At 56.5% G+C, this 15745-nt stretch carries 15 protein-coding genes; 8 read left to right on the top strand and 7 right to left on the bottom strand.

The window, feature by feature from the left end; translation table 11 throughout:
• Positions 1–82 precede the first annotated feature (82 nt).
• Entirely contained in the window at positions 83–784 is a 702-nt protein-coding gene (locus NQT62_RS07660) for a DUF305 domain-containing protein (RefSeq protein ID WP_256764081.1), read from the top strand.
• Positions 785–809: 25 nt separating this feature from the next.
• Positions 810–2291, top strand: coding sequence for an LVIVD repeat-containing protein (locus NQT62_RS07655; RefSeq protein WP_256764080.1), 1482 nt, complete (start codon positions 810–812; stop codon positions 2289–2291).
• 15 nt (positions 2292–2306) lie between these two features.
• Here NQT62_RS07655 and NQT62_RS07650 read toward each other — a convergent pair whose 3' ends face one another.
• From NQT62_RS07650 to NQT62_RS07640, 3 genes are all read right to left on the bottom strand, one after another.
• A complete protein-coding gene (locus NQT62_RS07650) occupies positions 2307–2945 on the bottom strand; it encodes a DUF305 domain-containing protein (protein WP_256764079.1) in 639 nt (212 codons plus the stop codon).
• Positions 2946–2963: 18 nt separating this feature from the next.
• Positions 2964–4478, bottom strand: coding sequence for an LVIVD repeat-containing protein (locus NQT62_RS07645; protein WP_256764078.1), 1515 nt, complete (start codon positions 4476–4478; stop codon positions 2964–2966).
• A 63-nt stretch (positions 4479–4541) separates the two neighbouring features.
• Positions 4542–6245 (bottom strand): acyl-CoA dehydrogenase family protein, encoded by a 1704-nt coding sequence (locus tag NQT62_RS07640; protein ID WP_256764077.1) that lies wholly within the window; start codon positions 6243–6245, stop codon positions 4542–4544.
• A 163-nt stretch (positions 6246–6408) separates the two neighbouring features.
• Here NQT62_RS07640 and NQT62_RS07635 point away from each other — a divergent pair, with 163 nt between their 5' ends.
• Positions 6409–6732, top strand: coding sequence for a hypothetical protein (locus tag NQT62_RS07635; RefSeq protein ID WP_256764076.1), 324 nt, complete (start codon positions 6409–6411; stop codon positions 6730–6732).
• 18 nt (positions 6733–6750) lie between these two features.
• Here the strand turns inward: NQT62_RS07635 and NQT62_RS07630 are convergent, their stop codons facing one another.
• Positions 6751–7398, bottom strand: coding sequence for a TetR/AcrR family transcriptional regulator (locus NQT62_RS07630; protein ID WP_256764075.1), 648 nt, complete (start codon positions 7396–7398; stop codon positions 6751–6753).
• 205 nt (positions 7399–7603) lie between these two features.
• Here NQT62_RS07630 and NQT62_RS07625 point away from each other — a divergent pair, with 205 nt between their 5' ends.
• Both NQT62_RS07625 and NQT62_RS07620 read left to right on the top strand, forming a co-directional pair.
• Positions 7604–8746: an acyl-CoA dehydrogenase family protein gene (locus NQT62_RS07625; protein ID WP_256764074.1), complete on the top strand. Its 1143-nt coding sequence runs from the start codon at positions 7604–7606 to the stop codon at positions 8744–8746.
• Between the two features lie 68 nt (positions 8747–8814).
• Positions 8815–10125 (top strand): hypothetical protein, encoded by a 1311-nt coding sequence (locus NQT62_RS07620; RefSeq protein WP_256764447.1) that lies wholly within the window; start codon positions 8815–8817, stop codon positions 10123–10125.
• 49 nt (positions 10126–10174) lie between these two features.
• On the opposite strand, the gene NQT62_RS07615 is transcribed toward NQT62_RS07620, so the two are convergent.
• The gene (locus NQT62_RS07615; RefSeq protein ID WP_256764073.1) at positions 10175–10987 is read right to left on the bottom strand and encodes a sulfite exporter TauE/SafE family protein; all 813 of its coding nucleotides are present in this window, start codon (positions 10985–10987) and stop codon (positions 10175–10177) included.
• A gap of 174 nt (positions 10988–11161) precedes the next feature.
• Between NQT62_RS07615 and NQT62_RS07610 the strand changes: the two genes are divergently transcribed.
• Entirely contained in the window at positions 11162–11758 is a 597-nt protein-coding gene (locus NQT62_RS07610; RefSeq protein WP_256764430.1) for an isochorismatase family protein, read from the top strand.
• A gap of 69 nt (positions 11759–11827) precedes the next feature.
• Positions 11828–12163, top strand: a complete 336-nt coding sequence (locus NQT62_RS07605; protein ID WP_256764072.1) for an H-NS histone family protein — start codon at positions 11828–11830, stop codon at positions 12161–12163.
• A gap of 201 nt (positions 12164–12364) precedes the next feature.
• Here the strand turns inward: NQT62_RS07605 and NQT62_RS07600 are convergent, their stop codons facing one another.
• Positions 12365–13564 carry an O-succinylhomoserine sulfhydrylase gene (locus NQT62_RS07600; protein ID WP_256764071.1) on the bottom strand — a complete coding sequence of 400 codons (1200 nt, stop codon included), beginning with the start codon at positions 13562–13564 and terminating at the stop codon, positions 12365–12367.
• Positions 13561–14988 carry a glutamate--tRNA ligase gene (gltX, locus tag NQT62_RS07595; RefSeq protein ID WP_256764069.1) on the bottom strand — a complete coding sequence of 476 codons (1428 nt, stop codon included), beginning with the start codon at positions 14986–14988 and terminating at the stop codon, positions 13561–13563. Before gltX ends, NQT62_RS07600 begins: the two co-directional genes overlap by 4 nt.
• Before the next feature lie 64 nt (positions 14989–15052).
• Here gltX and NQT62_RS07590 point away from each other — a divergent pair, with 64 nt between their 5' ends.
• A complete protein-coding gene (locus tag NQT62_RS07590; protein ID WP_256764068.1) occupies positions 15053–15688 on the top strand; it encodes a YcbK family protein in 636 nt (211 codons plus the stop codon).
• Positions 15689–15745: the final 57 nt, after the last annotated feature.

Here is a 15745-nt window from a genome sequence, read left to right as displayed (position 1 = left end):
TATTTCTCGGCAATTTGTCGGGAACCGGACTCAGGATTACCCCCGGTTGAATCCGTTACCGCTGAGACTTGGTAACACCTCAATGATGTCAAATTCCATGGGTTCACCGTTGCCGATCGATACACGCCCAACACGGGGCCGCCTGCCCGGCGGGCTGGCCGCGTTGTTGATGTTGGTTTTGTTGTCGGCAGGCTTTGCGGGATACCGGTTGCTTGGGCTGGCCCCAACCACCCACCAATCCGCCGCCGTACCCTCGGTGGTGGACACGGGTTTCGCGCAAAGCATGATTCAGCATCACAGCCAAGCCATTACCATGGCCATGGCCGTGCAAGACAACCCCAACCCGGCGGTTCGCGGCTTGGCTCGGTCCATTCTGTTGGCCCAAATGCGTGAGATCGGCTTGATGGAGGGGTGGCTGAGTGCCTGGGGTGCAGCGCCCGTGCCCATGGGGCCCGCCATGGCTTGGGTGGACACGGTCAAAACTTTCAAGACCGTGGACGATGAACTGTTTGCCACCTTGTGCCGTTCACAGGGTGGCAACATGCCTGGCCTGGCCTCACCGGAGGACTTGCAACAGCTGAGGTCCTCAACAGGCACCGTGCAGGAAAAACTGTTTTTGACACTGATGATTGCCCATCACCGATCGGCAGTCAGCATGGCCAATTTCGCGTGGCGATACGCCAGCACCGATTTGATCAAAGGGTTTGCCAAGACCGTGGCCCGTGACCAGTTGACTGAAATTGACTGGATGCAACGGCAGTTGCAAGCCATGACTAAACCTTAAAACAACGGAGACTCGAGAGCGCATCATGATCAACAGGCAATTTACATGGGCTGTTTCAGCCTTGCTGATTTCTCAACTCCTGGGTGGTTGCCTGGGCAGTTCCTCGGGTTCTTCCGGCAGTGGTGCTGGCGCAGCGTCCGTTTCACCCAACCAATTTCAGCAATCCAATGATGGTGTGAACATTGCCGCCACGCAGCAAGGGGTGTGTGGGCCCGGTTCGCGTCCGGAGATGGGCATGCAGGGCCGGGTATCTCAAGCAGACCATGACGCCGGTCGGGCAGCAGCGGGCTTTACCTGCAACACGGAGCTGGTTGGGCAATTTGCGCCCGACATGGTCATTGGAACGGTGGGCGGCTTCAAGGTTGAGCGCTACACCGACAAAGCGGGCCATGATTGCGCCTACTATGACAGTACCCTGCTGTTTCCAACCAATTTGGCAGACCGCGAAATTGGCGTGAACGTGATGGACATGAGCAATCCGGCAAAACCAGTGCGAACCGCGCGTTTGGTGACGCCAGCCATGTTGTCGCCCCATGAATCACTGGTTCTGAGTTCGCAGGGCGGCGTGTTGGCCGCGGTATTGGGCAACCCAGCGTTTGGCCCAGGCGTTGTGGATGTGTATGACATTTCCCAGGATTGCCGCAACCCGGTGTTGAAGTCGTCCACACCCTTGGGTGTGTTTGGTCATGAAAGCGGTTTGTCGCCCGATGGCAAAACGTTTTACTCGGCCTCGCCATCCACCTCCACCATTGTTGCGCTGGACATTTCCAACCCCAGTGTACCCAAGCCCCTGTGGTACGGGCGATACCCCAGCCATGGTCTGTCATTGAGTCCCGATGGCAATCGGGCTTATGTGGCCAGCATCAGTGACCCTCCCGGACTGGTGGTGTTGGATGTTTCTGAAATTCAGGCCCGCAAACCCAATCCGCAGGTTCGCCAGATTTCCGCGCTGACTTGGGATACAGCCAGCATTCCGCAAAACGCGATTCCCGTCACCATTCAGGGCAAGCCCTATCTCGTGGAAATTGATGAATACGCCACTGGCGGTGGTGGTTTGATTGTGTCGGCCAATGGCCCCTTGGTGGGTGCAGGGCGCATGATCGACATTTCAAATGAAGCCCGTCCGAAGGTGGTGTCCAACTTGCGCCTGGCCGTGCACAACAAGGCCAACCGCGATGCCATCGCCGCCGACCCCGGCGCTCAAAACCCCACTGGTGGTTATGCAGGTCACTATTGCAATGTGCCGACCCGTGTAAATCCGACCATTGTGGCCTGCAGCATGATTCTGTCTGGCTTGCGGGTGTTTGACATCACAGACCCAGCCAACCCAGTGGAAGTGGCATACTTCAACGCGCCGGTCAAACCGCGCGCATTGACCCAGCCGGCACCTGCCAGTAACTGGGCCATGTCCAGCCCCTCGTTTGTGCCTGAGCGCAAGGAAATTTGGTATAGCGACGGTTACCAGGGGTTCTATGTGGTGAAAGTGACCAACGACGCCTGGAAGTAAAACACCGTTGGGTGTTTATTGTGCGGCGCTGTGTGCATTGCGCAGTGCCTGAAGGGTGAGCAGTTCCTTGCGCTGCTCGGCCCACATGGCTTGTGCTGTTTGCCGAACAGCAGGCGTGTGGGCCTCACGGGCTGCATAAGCCAGCATGGGCAGGGCGCTTTCATGGTGCGCAATCATGAGACTGACAAACAGCCGTTGGGCATCACCTGGCTGGGCTGTGGCCAGTTCATTGAGTTGAGCCACCGTCGCCAAGCCCTCCATGCCACCGTCGGTGGCCTTGCAGCGGGTGATGTACAACGTTTCATCTGCCGTGGCGTTGTGGCTCATCCAGTCCATGTTAATGTGCCGCGGCAGGGGCTCTGCATTCCACAACATCAACCAAGCCTTGAACATGCCGGTTTCGCTGCGCTGTGTGTGTTCAATCTGCCGGGCCAAGCTGTTGACCATGCCAGTGGACTTGCCCGCCATGATTTGAGCCATGGTGATGGCCTGGTCATGGTGGATGGTCATGTGCTGAAGGAATGGAATGTCGGTGCGTTGGAGGGCTTGTTCCTGCAGGCTCGTTTTGTGAGCCTGCCAAAACTGGACGGACACAGGAATTGACACGCAGGACAGGCCAAGCGCCAACAACCAAGGTTTGAAACGGGCGTGCATGGAGAACCGCGAAAGTGATTACTCCGCAAAAGGATACACGCCCGGGGCAAATTGCAACACCATGAAGCCATTGTCCTGACAGGTCACCCACAGTTGGTCGTTGACAAAACGCGGTGGTGAGCTGCACCAGTCGGTGCTCATGTCACTTTGAAAACTCAGTTGCGTGGGAATTCCAATTCCGAGGTTTTGCACGTCGCTAAGCGATGGGCCTTTACCTGCCAGGCTACCTGCATGTTCCGACCCCTTCAGAATGGCTGCATTGCGAGCCTGTGCAGGTGGGTTGTAATAGGCGATTTCGCGGGGTTGCGTAAGGTTCCGGATATCAAACACACGAACACCAGACTGAAAATATCCGCAAGCCATGGCTTGCGGATCAGTGGTTCGGTCCACAGTGCAGTAATGGGCTTCATATCCAAACAGACCATTGTTGCCCAGGTCGGCTCGCCGTTTGTCCGCGTTTTCAGGCTGCTGGATGGCCAGCCGCATTTTGCTCACAATGAAGGGTTTTGTTTCATCGGCGATGTTGAGAATTCGGGCGGCCCCTGTGCCAAATTCATCCACCACGATTAAGTGGGGCACCCCGCGTACGCTCACCGGGATGGTGTGCTGGGAAATATTGCCGTCTTGCCAAAAGAGGCTGCCCACAGGTTTCACAAGCGGGATGGGCTTGCGGTCTTGCACATCGCTCACATCCAGAATCATCACGCCGGCTGGGTTTGCACTGGTGAGGTACATGCGGCGGCCATCAGCGCTGAATGAAAACCCATGATTGGGCAGCAGGCTATTGCCGATGAAGACAGGCCTGGGTTGCGCCGGGTTTCGAATGTCGATGGCCGTGATACTGCCCCCCGCTGAGCTGGTGGCCCAGTAGGTGTTGCCATCGGGGCTAAATTCACCCTCATGGCCCAGCAGGTTGGCAGGCAGCGTGATTTTGCCGGTCAAGCCATTGAGCAGTTTGGGTTGGGAACAGTCGCCGGAAATGTCATAAAGATCAAAGAAACCCACATCTTCGATGGGGCCAGCCGCTACGCCACCCAACAAGCCCCGCTTTTCGTTCACCTTCAGGCTTTCCCAGGTGCTTTGAACAAAGGCGATGCTGTCCAGGCTTTTCACGTACTGGGGGGTGGTCGGGTTGCGCACATCGATGACCTGCACCCCTGGCAGCTGTTTGGTCAGCAATCCGGAAAAGGTGGTGGCCATGTAGGCACAGTGGCTGGTCGACGGGTTGACCCAAGTGCTGCCTTCACCCTGAAACTGACCGATTCGGCTGAGGTTGCACCAATAGCCGGACTGGCTCCGCCCGCTGTTCCGGTCAGTGATGGGCACTCGGCCTTGAACATCGGTTTCCGGCTGACTTCCTGGGGCGCACTGCTTCACTGGGGCTACGCTGGGGAACTCGCTGGCGGCAAACCCAATGCGTGCAGCGGTGGTCAGTGCTGTGGTGGTGTCTGAATTGCAGCCTTGCAAGGCCAGTAAGGCAAGCATGCTGGCAGCGAGAAAGGTGGCGGTGAGAGGGCGGGTGGGGCGTTGCATGGCGTTACCAACAGTAAGGTGGGTCACCTTTGATACCGCCATGGTCGACATCTGGATGTGGGGTTAAACCTTGTCCAGCGCTGGGTCTGCACGCTCAATGATGTGCTGGACGGCAGAGCCTTTGGGCAACGTGCCGTAATTGTGGTGGCCCACACTGGCCAGCCGGCTGCTGCAAAAAGCCTCGCTGACCGCGGCGGGTGCATGTCGAACCAGCAACGAGGCTTCAAAGGCCACCGCCATTTGGTCGACCAGGTGCCGAGCCATGAATTGCAGGTCGTGGGGGGTTGCTTTGGTCAGGCTCATGAGTTGAGCCTGCAGGCCATTCAAAGCACCGTCCAGAATGCTGTTACCACCCCGAGCCAGGTTCAATTCCTCTACAAATGCCATGAGTACGGCGGGGTCTTTGCCCACAGCACGCAGCACGTCCAGACACTGCACATTGCCACTGCCTTCCCAAATCGGGTTGATCACCGATTCCCTGAACAAGCGCGGGTAAATGGCATTTTCCATCACGCCACTGCCGCCAATGCACTCCATGATTTCATAGGCGTGTTGGGGTGCCCGCTTGCAAATCCAGTATTTGCCCACAGCAGTGGCCAGTCGGGCCAGCTTGGCCTCATGTTCATGGCTGTCCTTGTGGTCCAGTGCCCGGGCCATGCGCATGGAAAATGCCATGGCGCCTTCATATTCCAGTGCCAGGTCGGCCAGCACGTTTTGCATCAGGGGTTGATCCAGCAACTTGGCGCCAAAGGCAGCCCGGTGCCGGGTGTGGTGAATGGCATTGGCCAGGCCAGCCCGCATCAAACCAGCCGACGCGCCCATGCAGTCAAACCGGGTCAGGCTGACCATTTCAATGATGGTGGGCACGCCTCGACCTTCTTCGCCGACCAACCAGCCCTGCGCACCGCGAAACTCCACCTCGCTGGATGCGTTGGACTTGTTGCCCATTTTGTCTTTGAGGCGGATCACGTTCAGCGCATTTTTGCTCCCGTCTGGCAGCCAGCGAGGCACTGCAAAGCACGATACGCCAGCCGCGGTCTGCGCCAATATCAGAAACACATCGCACATGGGCGCCGACAAAAACCATTTGTGCCCCACCAAGCTGTAGAGTTTGCCCGGCCCCGCTTCAGCAACCGGGGTGGCTTGGGTTGAATTGGCACGGACATCCGATCCACCCTGTTTTTCGGTCATGCCCATGCCCACGGTGATGGCTGTTTTGTGGTCTACAGGCAGGTTGCGTGGGTCGTAGCCTCGGGCCAGGATTTTCTGTTCAAACAATGCGGCCACTTCAGGCTGCGTGCGGATGCTGGGGATGGAGGCAAAGGTCATCGTCACCGGGCATCCGTGACCGGCTTCCACCTGGCTTTGCAGAAAAGCCTTGGCACCGCGCACCACATGGGCACCGGGCTTGGGGTCGGTCCAGGGCTGGCTGTGTAAGCCGTTCTCCAGGGCTGTGCGCATCAGGGTGTGGTAGGCCGCATGGTAACGCACCAGGTCCACCCGGTTGCCAAACCGGTCATGGGTGTCCAGTTCCGGGGTGTACTTGTTGGCCAGGTGCCCAAGCTCCAGGTATTCGGGTTGTCCGCACAGGGCACCAAACTCGCGAACCTCGGCAATACCCCATGCACCGCCCTCACGCTGTATACCCTCCACCAGGGCCGCATCGGTGGTGAACAGGTTATAGCTGTGCAGTTCACTGGCCACGTTGGTGACTTGGTGGGTTTCACCAAGAGCAGGTGTGTTCAGCAGTTCTTTGGCGGTTTTCATGGCGAGGACCTTGGCTTGAAAAAGATCGAGTTCGATGGGGTGGATGTATTATTAATTACATTAAATAACAAATCAAGCAATTAAATGTAATTTAAAATTGGGCAGATGACGAAACCAACTGGCTTGAGGTATAAGGACTGAACATCCATTCGAAGGAGTGTGCATGGCCGACACCCACCGTGTTGAGATCGACCTCAATGTACTGATGCGGTTGGTCAGCGAGGTGGCAGCGGAAGATCCACTGGATTATGCCGATTTGCCAGTCGATGAAGCCCTGCTGAGGCAAGCCTGTTGCCAAGGGGCTTTGAATATCCTGGAACACGCAGCCAGCTTCAATGCGGAAGACCTGATTTATGTGTTGCTCAGCGCCATGGCCAAACTGATTGAGGAAAATGTGCTCTTGCAGGCGCAAAACCTGGAGCGGGGTGCGCAGGTGCGCGGCGAGTTGGTGGCTCAAATATTAGAACGGGCCAAGCGGGGCCGTTGAGCGAACGCGGCGCATTGGTTAAGGCTGGGTGGCCAAACGGATAAACGACTGGCGCGCGGCGTCTTCCAGTTGCTGGCGTGACAGCGCTGATCCGTGTTTGCCCACCATTTGGGTGGCCAGCCCATGTATCAGCGCTACCATGACCGCTGCCCGCTGCTTGCATTCCTGCGCGGTCAGGGTAGGTTCAATGCCGTAAATCAGCCTGAAAATTTCTTTCTGTTCCCGCGCAAACACCGTCTCCATCAGTCGCCCTGCAAATGGCAAGCGGTTGGCCAGTGCACAAATTTCGGTGAGGATGCCATAGGTCTCTGGCCGTCGGGTCTCTACCAGCACCATGTCCATGATGACCATGAACCGTTCGAATTGGCTTTGTTGGCTCAGCGAGTTCATGAGGTCCGCCACCACAGCCTGATAACTGTCCATCACATAGGTCAGCACGGCCTGAATCAGGACTTCCTTGTTGTTGAAATAGTGCTGCACCGTACTGAGGGACACACCGACTTCGCTGGCCACTGCACGCATGGTCAAGCCCGCATAACCCTCGGTGGCCAGCAATTGCCGAGCAGCGTCCAAAATGGCCTGTACACGCAGCAAGCCTTTGTCGGTGGTGCCACTGGTTTTTTTGCCAGCCAGGTCGCTCAAAGCGGTTGAGGGTGAGTTCGTCATGGAACGCGGCGCTGTTGCTGTGTGGTCTGAACAGAATGGTCCTGAATTGTCTCACAGCGGATATCCGGTGCAAGACCCTCGCGGGCGGGCTTTGGGTCCGGCTCGGTTGTGCGAATCGATTGACAAATAGGTCGATCGACCTATAATTCTTGCAGCATTCAAACAATCGTTTGATTTATTTCAATTTCCCCGGACATGATGCACCATGAAATACCCCACGCCCAGCTGGATGAATTCCGACCTTGACCTGTACCGCGCCAATGTGCGCCGCTTTGTGGAATCTGAAATTGTTCCCCATCAAAAACGTTGGGCAGAGCAACAGCATGTGGACCGCAACACCTGGTTGAAAGCTGGTGAACTGGGCTTGCTGCTGGCGGATATCCCGGATGAGTACGGCGGCAGTGGTGGCGACTTTTCTCACATGGCGGTGTTGTTTGAAGAATTGGCCTATGGTGGCGACCGGGCTTTTGGTGTCCATGTGCATGCCATTGCTGCGCACTACATCCTGAACCACGGCACCGAGGCGCAGAAGCAAAAGTACCTGCCCAAGATGGCGACTGGTGAAATGATTGGTGCGATTGCCATGTCGGAACCCGGCGCAGGGTCGGACTTGCAGGGCATCCGGACCACCGCGGTGAAAGATGGCAGCGACTACCTGGTCAATGGCTCAAAGATCTTCATTTCCAACGGTTACATGGCCGACCTGATTATTCTGGTGACCAAGACGGACCCCAATGCGGGGGCCAAGGGCGTGACGTTGCTCATTCTGGAAACCCGCAATGCACCAGGCTTCAAAGTGGGCCGCATTCTGGAAAAGTTGGGTCAAAAAGGCCAAGACACTTGCGAACTGTTCTTTGACAACGTGCGCATTCCGCAAAGCCAGGTGCTGGGCGCCGAAGGCCTTGGGTTCATGCAGTTGATGACCGAATTGCCCTACGAACGCTTGATGCTCGGCGTGGGTGCCTTGGCCATTGTGGAAAAAGCACTGGACATGACCATTGAATACACCAAAGAACGCAAAGCGTTTGGCAAAACAGTGTTTGATTTCCAGAACACCCGGTTCAAGCTTGCGGAATTGAAAGCCCAGGCCACGGTGGCCCGTGCCTTCATTGATGACTGTGTTCACAAACTGATTGCCGGCAAACTGGACACTACCACGGCATCGATTGCCAAATTGCACCTCAGCGAACTGGAGTGCAAGACCATCGACGAATGTCTGCAGTTCTTCGGCGGTTACGGTTACATGCTGGAATATCCAATTGCCCAAATGTACGCAGACGCCCGTGTTCAGCGCATTTACGGTGGTACCAGTGAAATCATGAAGGAGATCATTGCCCGTTCACTGTGATGGTTTGAAACCGAATTGGGGTTTACCAATGTATGAACAGCATTGGTAACTTTACGCCGAGTAATTTGATGAATTCCAATTCCCCAATCGCGCAGATACAAACGCCCAATGCCTTGCCCACCGTCAACCGGGCAGGGACCTTGCTCACCGATGCCACTGAACTCCAGTGGGGCGACCAAATCAGCAACACCTCGGCATCGCCGATGGAAATCAAGATTCCCGCCCGTGCACCTGGCCAGGGGGCAACCCTGCTGGTGTTGCAGCCCGGCGCCGCCGCCCGTCTGGAACAGCTGAGCAGTGACTTGGCCGATGGCGCATCCCGAACCAAAGTGGTTGCATTGTCCGAAGGTGTGGAGCTTTACGACATTGACGATGACATCGCCTCTGCCGTGTTGGAGCAGGGCGATGGCGAGGGCATGGCCGGACTGGTGGGTGCAGGTCTGTTGGCTGGTGGTTTGGGCGGTGGTGCACTGGCTGCCCTGGGTGCTGGTGCAGCCGGTGTTTTTCTACTGTCCGATAACAACAGCGACGGTGGAGGTTCCTCCACATCGGGCAGTGGTGCCGGTGGTGTAGCCGGCGCGCTGGACAGTGTGGGTGGTGGTTTGGACCAGACTCCACTGGCCCCGGTGTCCCAGGTGACTGATGCAGTGTCGGGCGGTTTGGGCATGGTGGGTGGTGCTTTGGGTGGTGCTTCTGGTGCAGACCCCACGGGTTTGACCGATGTGTTGGCAGGCGTGGTGGGTGATCCCAGCAGTGGCGATGGGTCTTCAGCCACCGGATTGGTGGGTGCAGTCAACGCGGTGTCAACCGGTTTGGATTCCGGTGCGGCAGACACCCCACTGGCACCGGTGGTGGATCCCTTGACCGAGACTTTGGGCAGCAATGCGGGTGCTGTCGATGGCGTGGCACAGGGCCTGTCGGATGTGGGCAATGTGTTGGCCAGCGACGCCAGTCCGCTGGCGCCAGTGACAGCCGACCTGTTGGCCCCGATTGTGGGCATCAATCCAGATTCGGGCACAGCCAACGGGTTGCCAGGTACCTTGAATGAAGTCAGTGAAGGCTTGACTGACCTGACCGCGACCGATTCGGCTTTGGCGCCGCTGGACCCTGCCACCAGTGGTGTCGGTGGCGCAGTGGACACTTTGGCCGGCGGTGTGGAAACCTTGGGCAATGCGGTCACCGATGCCTCTGCACAGGACCCCACGGGCACCATCGGCCTGGTCGGCGCCGTGTTGGGGGGCGATACCGCGGGCACCTCGAGCGGCGGTGGCGCCGCGCTACCAGGCCTGGAGGCCTTGCCCACATCGGGTTTGCCGATTTCCACCGACGCCGGTCTAACCACGGTGTTGGACCCGGTCACCAGCGTATTGCCGGTTTGATCACGGCCTGATGATTTGCACTGCAAAACCCGCTTTCGAGCGGGTTTTTTTATTGGGCGAAAACCGACTTCAGCATCAGCAACGCCACCAGCACCGACAGCACGCCGAACAGTCGGCGTATCAACAGCGCCGGCATGCGCTTTGACAATCCTCGACCCCCGACCATGCCCGCCAAGGCGGCGGCAGAAAATGTGGCGGCCAGTTGCCAGTCCATGCCGGCGGTTTTCAAACCATGGAACGCACCGAACCAGGACACCACCGCGATCACACCCAGTGCTGTGGCCGTGATGGATTGCATCGACAGGTTGGTGAAACGCTGCAGTGCGGGTACCAGAACAAAACCCCCGCCCACGCCCAGCAGCCCAGACAGTAAACCTGTCAATGCCCCGGCAAATGCCAGTGCCCGCGCGCAAGGCAGGGTCCAGATGAACTTGCCGGATTGATCGTCGCGCATGCACGGCAGCAGGGCCAGGTCGGTCTCGTTGGCTTCAGCGGGAAGCCCGGGGTTCAGTTGGCTGCGGAATGACTGCCTGGCAATCCACAACAGCACCACTGCAAACAGCCCATTGAGCCACTGGGGATCCAGACGGTGGGCGAGCCACAATCCCACGGGTGAGAAGATCAGGCCGATACCGCCCATCAGCGCGGCGGCCTTGTAGCGCAAATCGCCCTGACGATGGGCCAGTGCTGCGCCCAGCGTTGCCGCCATGCCCACCGCCAGCAGGGCAATGGGTGCAGCTTGCTGCACGGTCTGATGCAGTCCAAACACCAGCAGTGGCACTGCCAGCACGCCGCCGCCAGCACCGGTGAGCGCCAGAATGACGCCAACAATCAGGCCCAAGGCCGCAACAACCGTCAACATGACATGTCTCAAAGAATGATGTTCGAACAATATATAAAAATATATAACGTTAGTCAATCATATTTGTGGGATCATGAATTCCAACCTTCTTCAATTCACGCGAATGGCGACAACAGCAGCGGGGCAAGCAGCAGAGACGGTATGCTTGGCACATGTTCAACTGTCCAAGACACCATGCTACTCAATCACGACAACAGCCAACTGGTATTGGTTGATTATCAAACCAAATTGATGCCAGCCATTGCTGATCATGAACAGGTTTTAAAAAATGCACGCATCCTGGCATCCATGGCCAAAAAAATGCATGTGCCTGTTTTTGCAACTGAGCATGTTCCCGAGAAAATCGGTGCATTTTCTCCAGAGTTGGCCTTATTTTGTAAAGGAACATTGCGTAAAAGCCATTTTAGTGCGTGCCCGGAGGGGTTGATTGATCTGTTGACCCCCAAGGCAAATACCGCAGGCAATGCACGAAGTTTACCCAAACACCTTCAAAAAAATAATCAACCAGAGCCGCGAACCAGTATTGTCATTGCCGGTGTGGAAGCCCATGTTTGTTTGCTGCAAACGGCGCTGGACCTGCTGGATCATGAATTAGAGGTATGGGTGGTTACCGATGCCTGCGGCTCTCGCCACGAGAAAAACCGTGATGCGGCATTTGATCGGCTGGCCGGAAATGGTGCTGAATTGGTAACCACTGAAATGGTTGTATTTGAATGGCTTGAATCTGCAGATAATGAGCACTTTAAATATGCGCTGGATTTAATTAAATAGTGGTTGGTGCTCCATATTGATGTATTATTGAGCCGCAAGTTTACATTTAATAATATGGAAGCCAATGCCATGAAAAAAATCAATTTATCGGCCATGAGTGCAGCCGACCTTCAGCAATTAAAAGCAGATATTGATCAAGAGCTGAATAATCGCAGCGCCAAACTGCAAGCGATTGAGGAAGTAAAGCAAATCGCAGCGTCCAAAGGTTTAAAACTGGAGGAATTACTGGCCGAACTGGGCATGGGCAAAGTGGCTGTGAAAGGCAAGCGGGAGCTCGGGCCTGCGCCCATTCGCTTCCGTCACCCCCAGAACCCCAGTTTGACCTGGTCAGGCCGTGGCAAGCGCCCCACCTGGATGCGTGATGCATTGGCTGCTGGTGTGTCGGAAGCATCGATGAAAGTGTAAGCCAGCGTTTGTTGGCAGCATAAACGCCGTTTCACACGGTTGGTGTGGGCGGCGTTTTTTATTCTGGTGTCTGGGTAAACGAGGCAATGTGGGCTCAAGGTGTCGCTGCAGGGGAGGTGAACCGTGCAGGCCGCCTGCACCGAGGCCCCAGCAATGCCGGTCTTGCGAGGGGGGAATAAACCGGCACAGACTACCCAAAAGTCAGCCCAATCCTTTCTTCAAATCCGCAATCAAATCGCCCGTGTCTTCCAAGCCAATCGCCAAGCGAACCAAGCCTTGCTTGATACCCGCTGCCTCTCGGGCTTCGGGGCTCAAACGGCCATGGGTGGTTGTTGCCGGGTGTGTGATGGTGGTGCGGGTGTCACCGAGGTTGGCGGTGATCGACATGGTTTTGCTGTGGTCAATCACGTTCCAGGCCTTGGCGCGGCAATCTTCTTCGCCATGGCCTTTCACCTCGAAGCTCACAATGGCACCACCACTTTTTTGCTGTTTCATGGCCAGGGTGTGTTGTGGGTGGCTGGCCAACCCGGGGTAATACACCCGGTCAACAGCGGGATGAGCCTCCAGCCAGCGTGCAATCTCCAGCGCGCTGTCGGATTGTGCCTTCATTCGAATGTTCAGGGTTTCAAGCCCTTTGAGCAGCACCCAGGCATTGAATGCTGACAAGGTGGGGCCGGCTGTGCGCAGCACCGGCAGAATTTTGTCTTTCAACAATTGCTTGGGGCCGCAAATGGCACCACCCAGCACACGCCCTTGGCCGTCCAGGTATTTGGTGGCTGAATGAATGATCAGGTCTGCACCAAAGTCCATGGGCTTTTGCAGGGCAGGGGAACAGAAGCAGTTGTCCACCATGTTCAAAATGCCATGCTTGTGTGCCAGGTCGCTTAAGGCCTGAATGTCGATCACCTCGGTCAATGGGTTTGACGGTGTTTCAACATAGAAGAGTTTGGTGTTGGGCCGTATGGCTTTTTCCCAGGCGTCCAGGCTGACGCCATCCACGAAGGTGGTTTCAATGCCAAAGCGGGACAAAATATTCACGAACAACTGAACGGTGGCGCCAAACAAGGCTTTGGAAGCGATGATGTGGTCACCCGCGTTCAAAAGGCCCATGCACGCCGTGGTGATGGCGGCCATGCCGCTGGCGGTGGCCAGGCAATACTCGGTGTTCTCCAGCACGGCCAGGCGCTGTTCAAACATTTGCACACTGGGGTTGGTGAAGCGGGCGTACACATTGCCTTCTTCAGTGCCTGCAAAGCGTGCGGCCGCCTGCGCGGCCGAGTCGAACACAAAGCTGGAGGTGAGGAACATCGCCTCGGAGTGTTCGCCAAATGGGGTGCGCTGGCTGCCAGCTCGAATGGCCTGTGTGGCGGTGGCCCAGTCCGGGTGGTCTTTGTCGCTCATGACTGCAATTCTCTCAAACCGTTGGCGATGCGTGCTTTCACGGTCGATTGACCCATCAACACCATCACCTTGTCAATAGAGGGGGTCTGCGTAATGCCGGTTAGCATGAGGCGCAGGGGCATGGCCAACTTGGGCATTTTCAGGTTATGGGTTTTGATGGTGCTTTTCACCAAACCACTCAGGCCTTCCACGGTCCACTCCACACTGTCCAGTCCGGCCAGAAAATCGGTCAAGCCTGCCAACACGGCGTCATCGGCCATGGTCTTCAATTCATCCACATTCAATGCGGGCTCTTTGTAGAACAGGGCAGCTTCATCGCGCAGTTGAACCAGCGTCGAGGCCCGCTCAACAACCACATCCAGGACCGCATTCAAATCGGGGCCTTGTTCGGTATCCAGACCAATCGCGGCCAAGCGCTGTTGGGTTTCCGAAGCCAGCAAAACACGGGGGGCCTGTTTCATATAATGGGCGTTCACCCAGGCCAGTTTTTCAGGGTCAAACTGGGCGGCCGACTTCGACAGGCTGGTGGAGTCGAACCACTCGACCAGTTGAGCACGGCTGAAAATCTCATCATCGCCATGGCTCCAACCCAAGCGTGCCAGGTAATTGATCATGGCTTCTGGCAAAAAGCCCATCTCGTGATACTGGATCACGCTGACCGCACCATGTCGTTTGGAGAGCTTTTCACCATCGGGGCCCAAAATCATGGGAATGTGGCCATACACCGGTTGTGCGCCGCCCAGCGCCCGCAAAATATTGATTTGTCTGGGGGTGTTGTTGATGTGGTCATCCCCGCGAATCACGTGGGTGATCTCCATTTCCCAGTCGTCCACCACCACGCAAAAATTGTATGTGGGTGTGCCATCAGCCCGGGCAATAATGAGGTCATCCAGTTCTTCATTGTTGATGGAAATGGGGCCTTTGACCAAGTCATCCCATTGCACCGCACCGGTTTGCGGGTTTTTGAACCGCACCACGGGGTTTACGCCGGCAGGCACCGCTGGCAAGGTTTTGCCAGGCTCAGGCCGCCAAGTGCCGTCATAACGAATGCGCAGCCCTTTTTCACGCTGCTGTTCGCGCATTTGGTTCAATTCCTCGGTGCTACAGTAGCAAAGGTAGGCATCACCCTGTTCCAATAGCTTTGAAATCATGGACTTGTAACGGTCCATGCGTTGCATCTGGAAGAAGGGGCCTTCGTCGTAATCGAGGTTCAGCCAGTGCATGCCATCCATGATGGCTTGCACCGCTTCCGGGGTGGAGCGTTCCACATCGGTGTCTTCAATGCGAAGAATGAACTGGCCTTGGTGGTGACGGGCAAATGCCCAGCTGTACAAGGCCGTTCGCGCACCACCCAGGTGCAGGTAACCGGTGGGACTGGGTGCGAAACGGGTACGCACTGTTCGGATTTGGCTGTTGTTGGACATTCGAATCGTGACTTTTTATCAAAGAGCTTTTATCATCAGTTCAAGTAATTTCTCAAGTTTTGCAATGAAAACCCTGGACAGACGTTCATTCATCAAATCCGTGAGCACATTGGCCATGGTCGGTGTTGCCGAAACCTTGATCAACACCGATGTGTTGGCAGCCTCCAAAGAGTTGGCACCCCCACCGGATTTGTTCGATCCCTCGCTGGTTGACCTGGACTTTTGGGTTCAACCCCGAAGTGTCGACATGATCCGACCGCAGTCTGGCGACCGCGTGAAACTTACTTACTGGAAAGACGGACATATTAACTCAAACGCCTACGAAGAACTCTGCTTCCTGCTGCGTGACGTGCAAGGCAACCAGATCTATCGCATGGATACCCGGTTGATTGACACCTTGTGGGCAGCGCAGGCGTTTGTTCGCCGATATGGCTTCTCTGCGCCCGTGGAAATTACCTCGGGTTATCGCAGCGCCAAAACCAATCGCCGCTTGATCGAAGCTGGTTTGCCAGCTGCGCGCAATTCCTTGCACATGCGTGGCCAGGCGGCGGATTTTCGCATGCCGGGTTTGCACCCCAGTGTGGTGGGTGAACTGGTTCAGGGCTTCAAAGCCGGTGGCGTTGGTTTTTACTTCCGGGTGGGTTCAAAAGGCGGCTGGATTCATGCCGACACTGGTCCAGAGCGTGAATGGCGTGGTTAAATAAAGCCACGATAAAAATTCACAGCAAAGGGTGGTTGTTTGGCGGTGTCACGCGGT

It is taken from the genome of Limnobacter humi (assembly GCF_024518835.1).
Lineage (GTDB): Bacteria > Pseudomonadota > Gammaproteobacteria > Burkholderiales > Burkholderiaceae_B > Limnobacter > Limnobacter humi.
This window is presented reverse-complemented; position numbering and strand designations above follow the sequence as displayed.

Bases quoted from the DNA above. Each gene is read 5' to 3' on its own strand.
- NQT62_RS07660 (WP_256764081.1), top strand. From the start codon at position 83: ATGATGTCAAATTCCATGGGTTCACCGTTGCCGATCGATACACGCCCA.
- NQT62_RS07655 (WP_256764080.1), top strand. From the start codon at position 810: ATGATCAACAGGCAATTTACATGGGCTGTTTCAGCCTTGCTGATTTCT.
- NQT62_RS07610 (WP_256764430.1), top strand. From the start codon at position 11,162: ATGCTACTCAATCACGACAACAGCCAACTGGTATTGGTTGATTATCAA.
- NQT62_RS07600 (WP_256764071.1), bottom strand. From the start codon at position 13,564: ATGAGCGACAAAGACCACCCGGACTGGGCCACCGCCACACAGGCCATT.
- NQT62_RS07615 (WP_256764073.1), bottom strand. From the start codon at position 10,987: ATGTTGACGGTTGTTGCGGCCTTGGGCCTGATTGTTGGCGTCATTCTG.
- NQT62_RS07620 (WP_256764447.1), top strand. From the start codon at position 8,815: ATGAATTCCAATTCCCCAATCGCGCAGATACAAACGCCCAATGCCTTG.
- NQT62_RS07625 (WP_256764074.1), top strand. From the start codon at position 7,604: ATGAAATACCCCACGCCCAGCTGGATGAATTCCGACCTTGACCTGTAC.
- gltX (WP_256764069.1), bottom strand. From the start codon at position 14,988: ATGTCCAACAACAGCCAAATCCGAACAGTGCGTACCCGTTTCGCACCC.
- NQT62_RS07635 (WP_256764076.1), top strand. From the start codon at position 6,409: ATGGCCGACACCCACCGTGTTGAGATCGACCTCAATGTACTGATGCGG.
- NQT62_RS07605 (WP_256764072.1), top strand. From the start codon at position 11,828: ATGAAAAAAATCAATTTATCGGCCATGAGTGCAGCCGACCTTCAGCAA.
- NQT62_RS07650 (WP_256764079.1), bottom strand. From the start codon at position 2,945: ATGCACGCCCGTTTCAAACCTTGGTTGTTGGCGCTTGGCCTGTCCTGC.
- NQT62_RS07630 (WP_256764075.1), bottom strand. From the start codon at position 7,398: ATGACGAACTCACCCTCAACCGCTTTGAGCGACCTGGCTGGCAAAAAA.
- NQT62_RS07590 (WP_256764068.1), top strand. From the start codon at position 15,053: ATGAAAACCCTGGACAGACGTTCATTCATCAAATCCGTGAGCACATTG.
- NQT62_RS07640 (WP_256764077.1), bottom strand. From the start codon at position 6,245: ATGAAAACCGCCAAAGAACTGCTGAACACACCTGCTCTTGGTGAAACC.
- NQT62_RS07645 (WP_256764078.1), bottom strand. From the start codon at position 4,478: ATGCAACGCCCCACCCGCCCTCTCACCGCCACCTTTCTCGCTGCCAGC.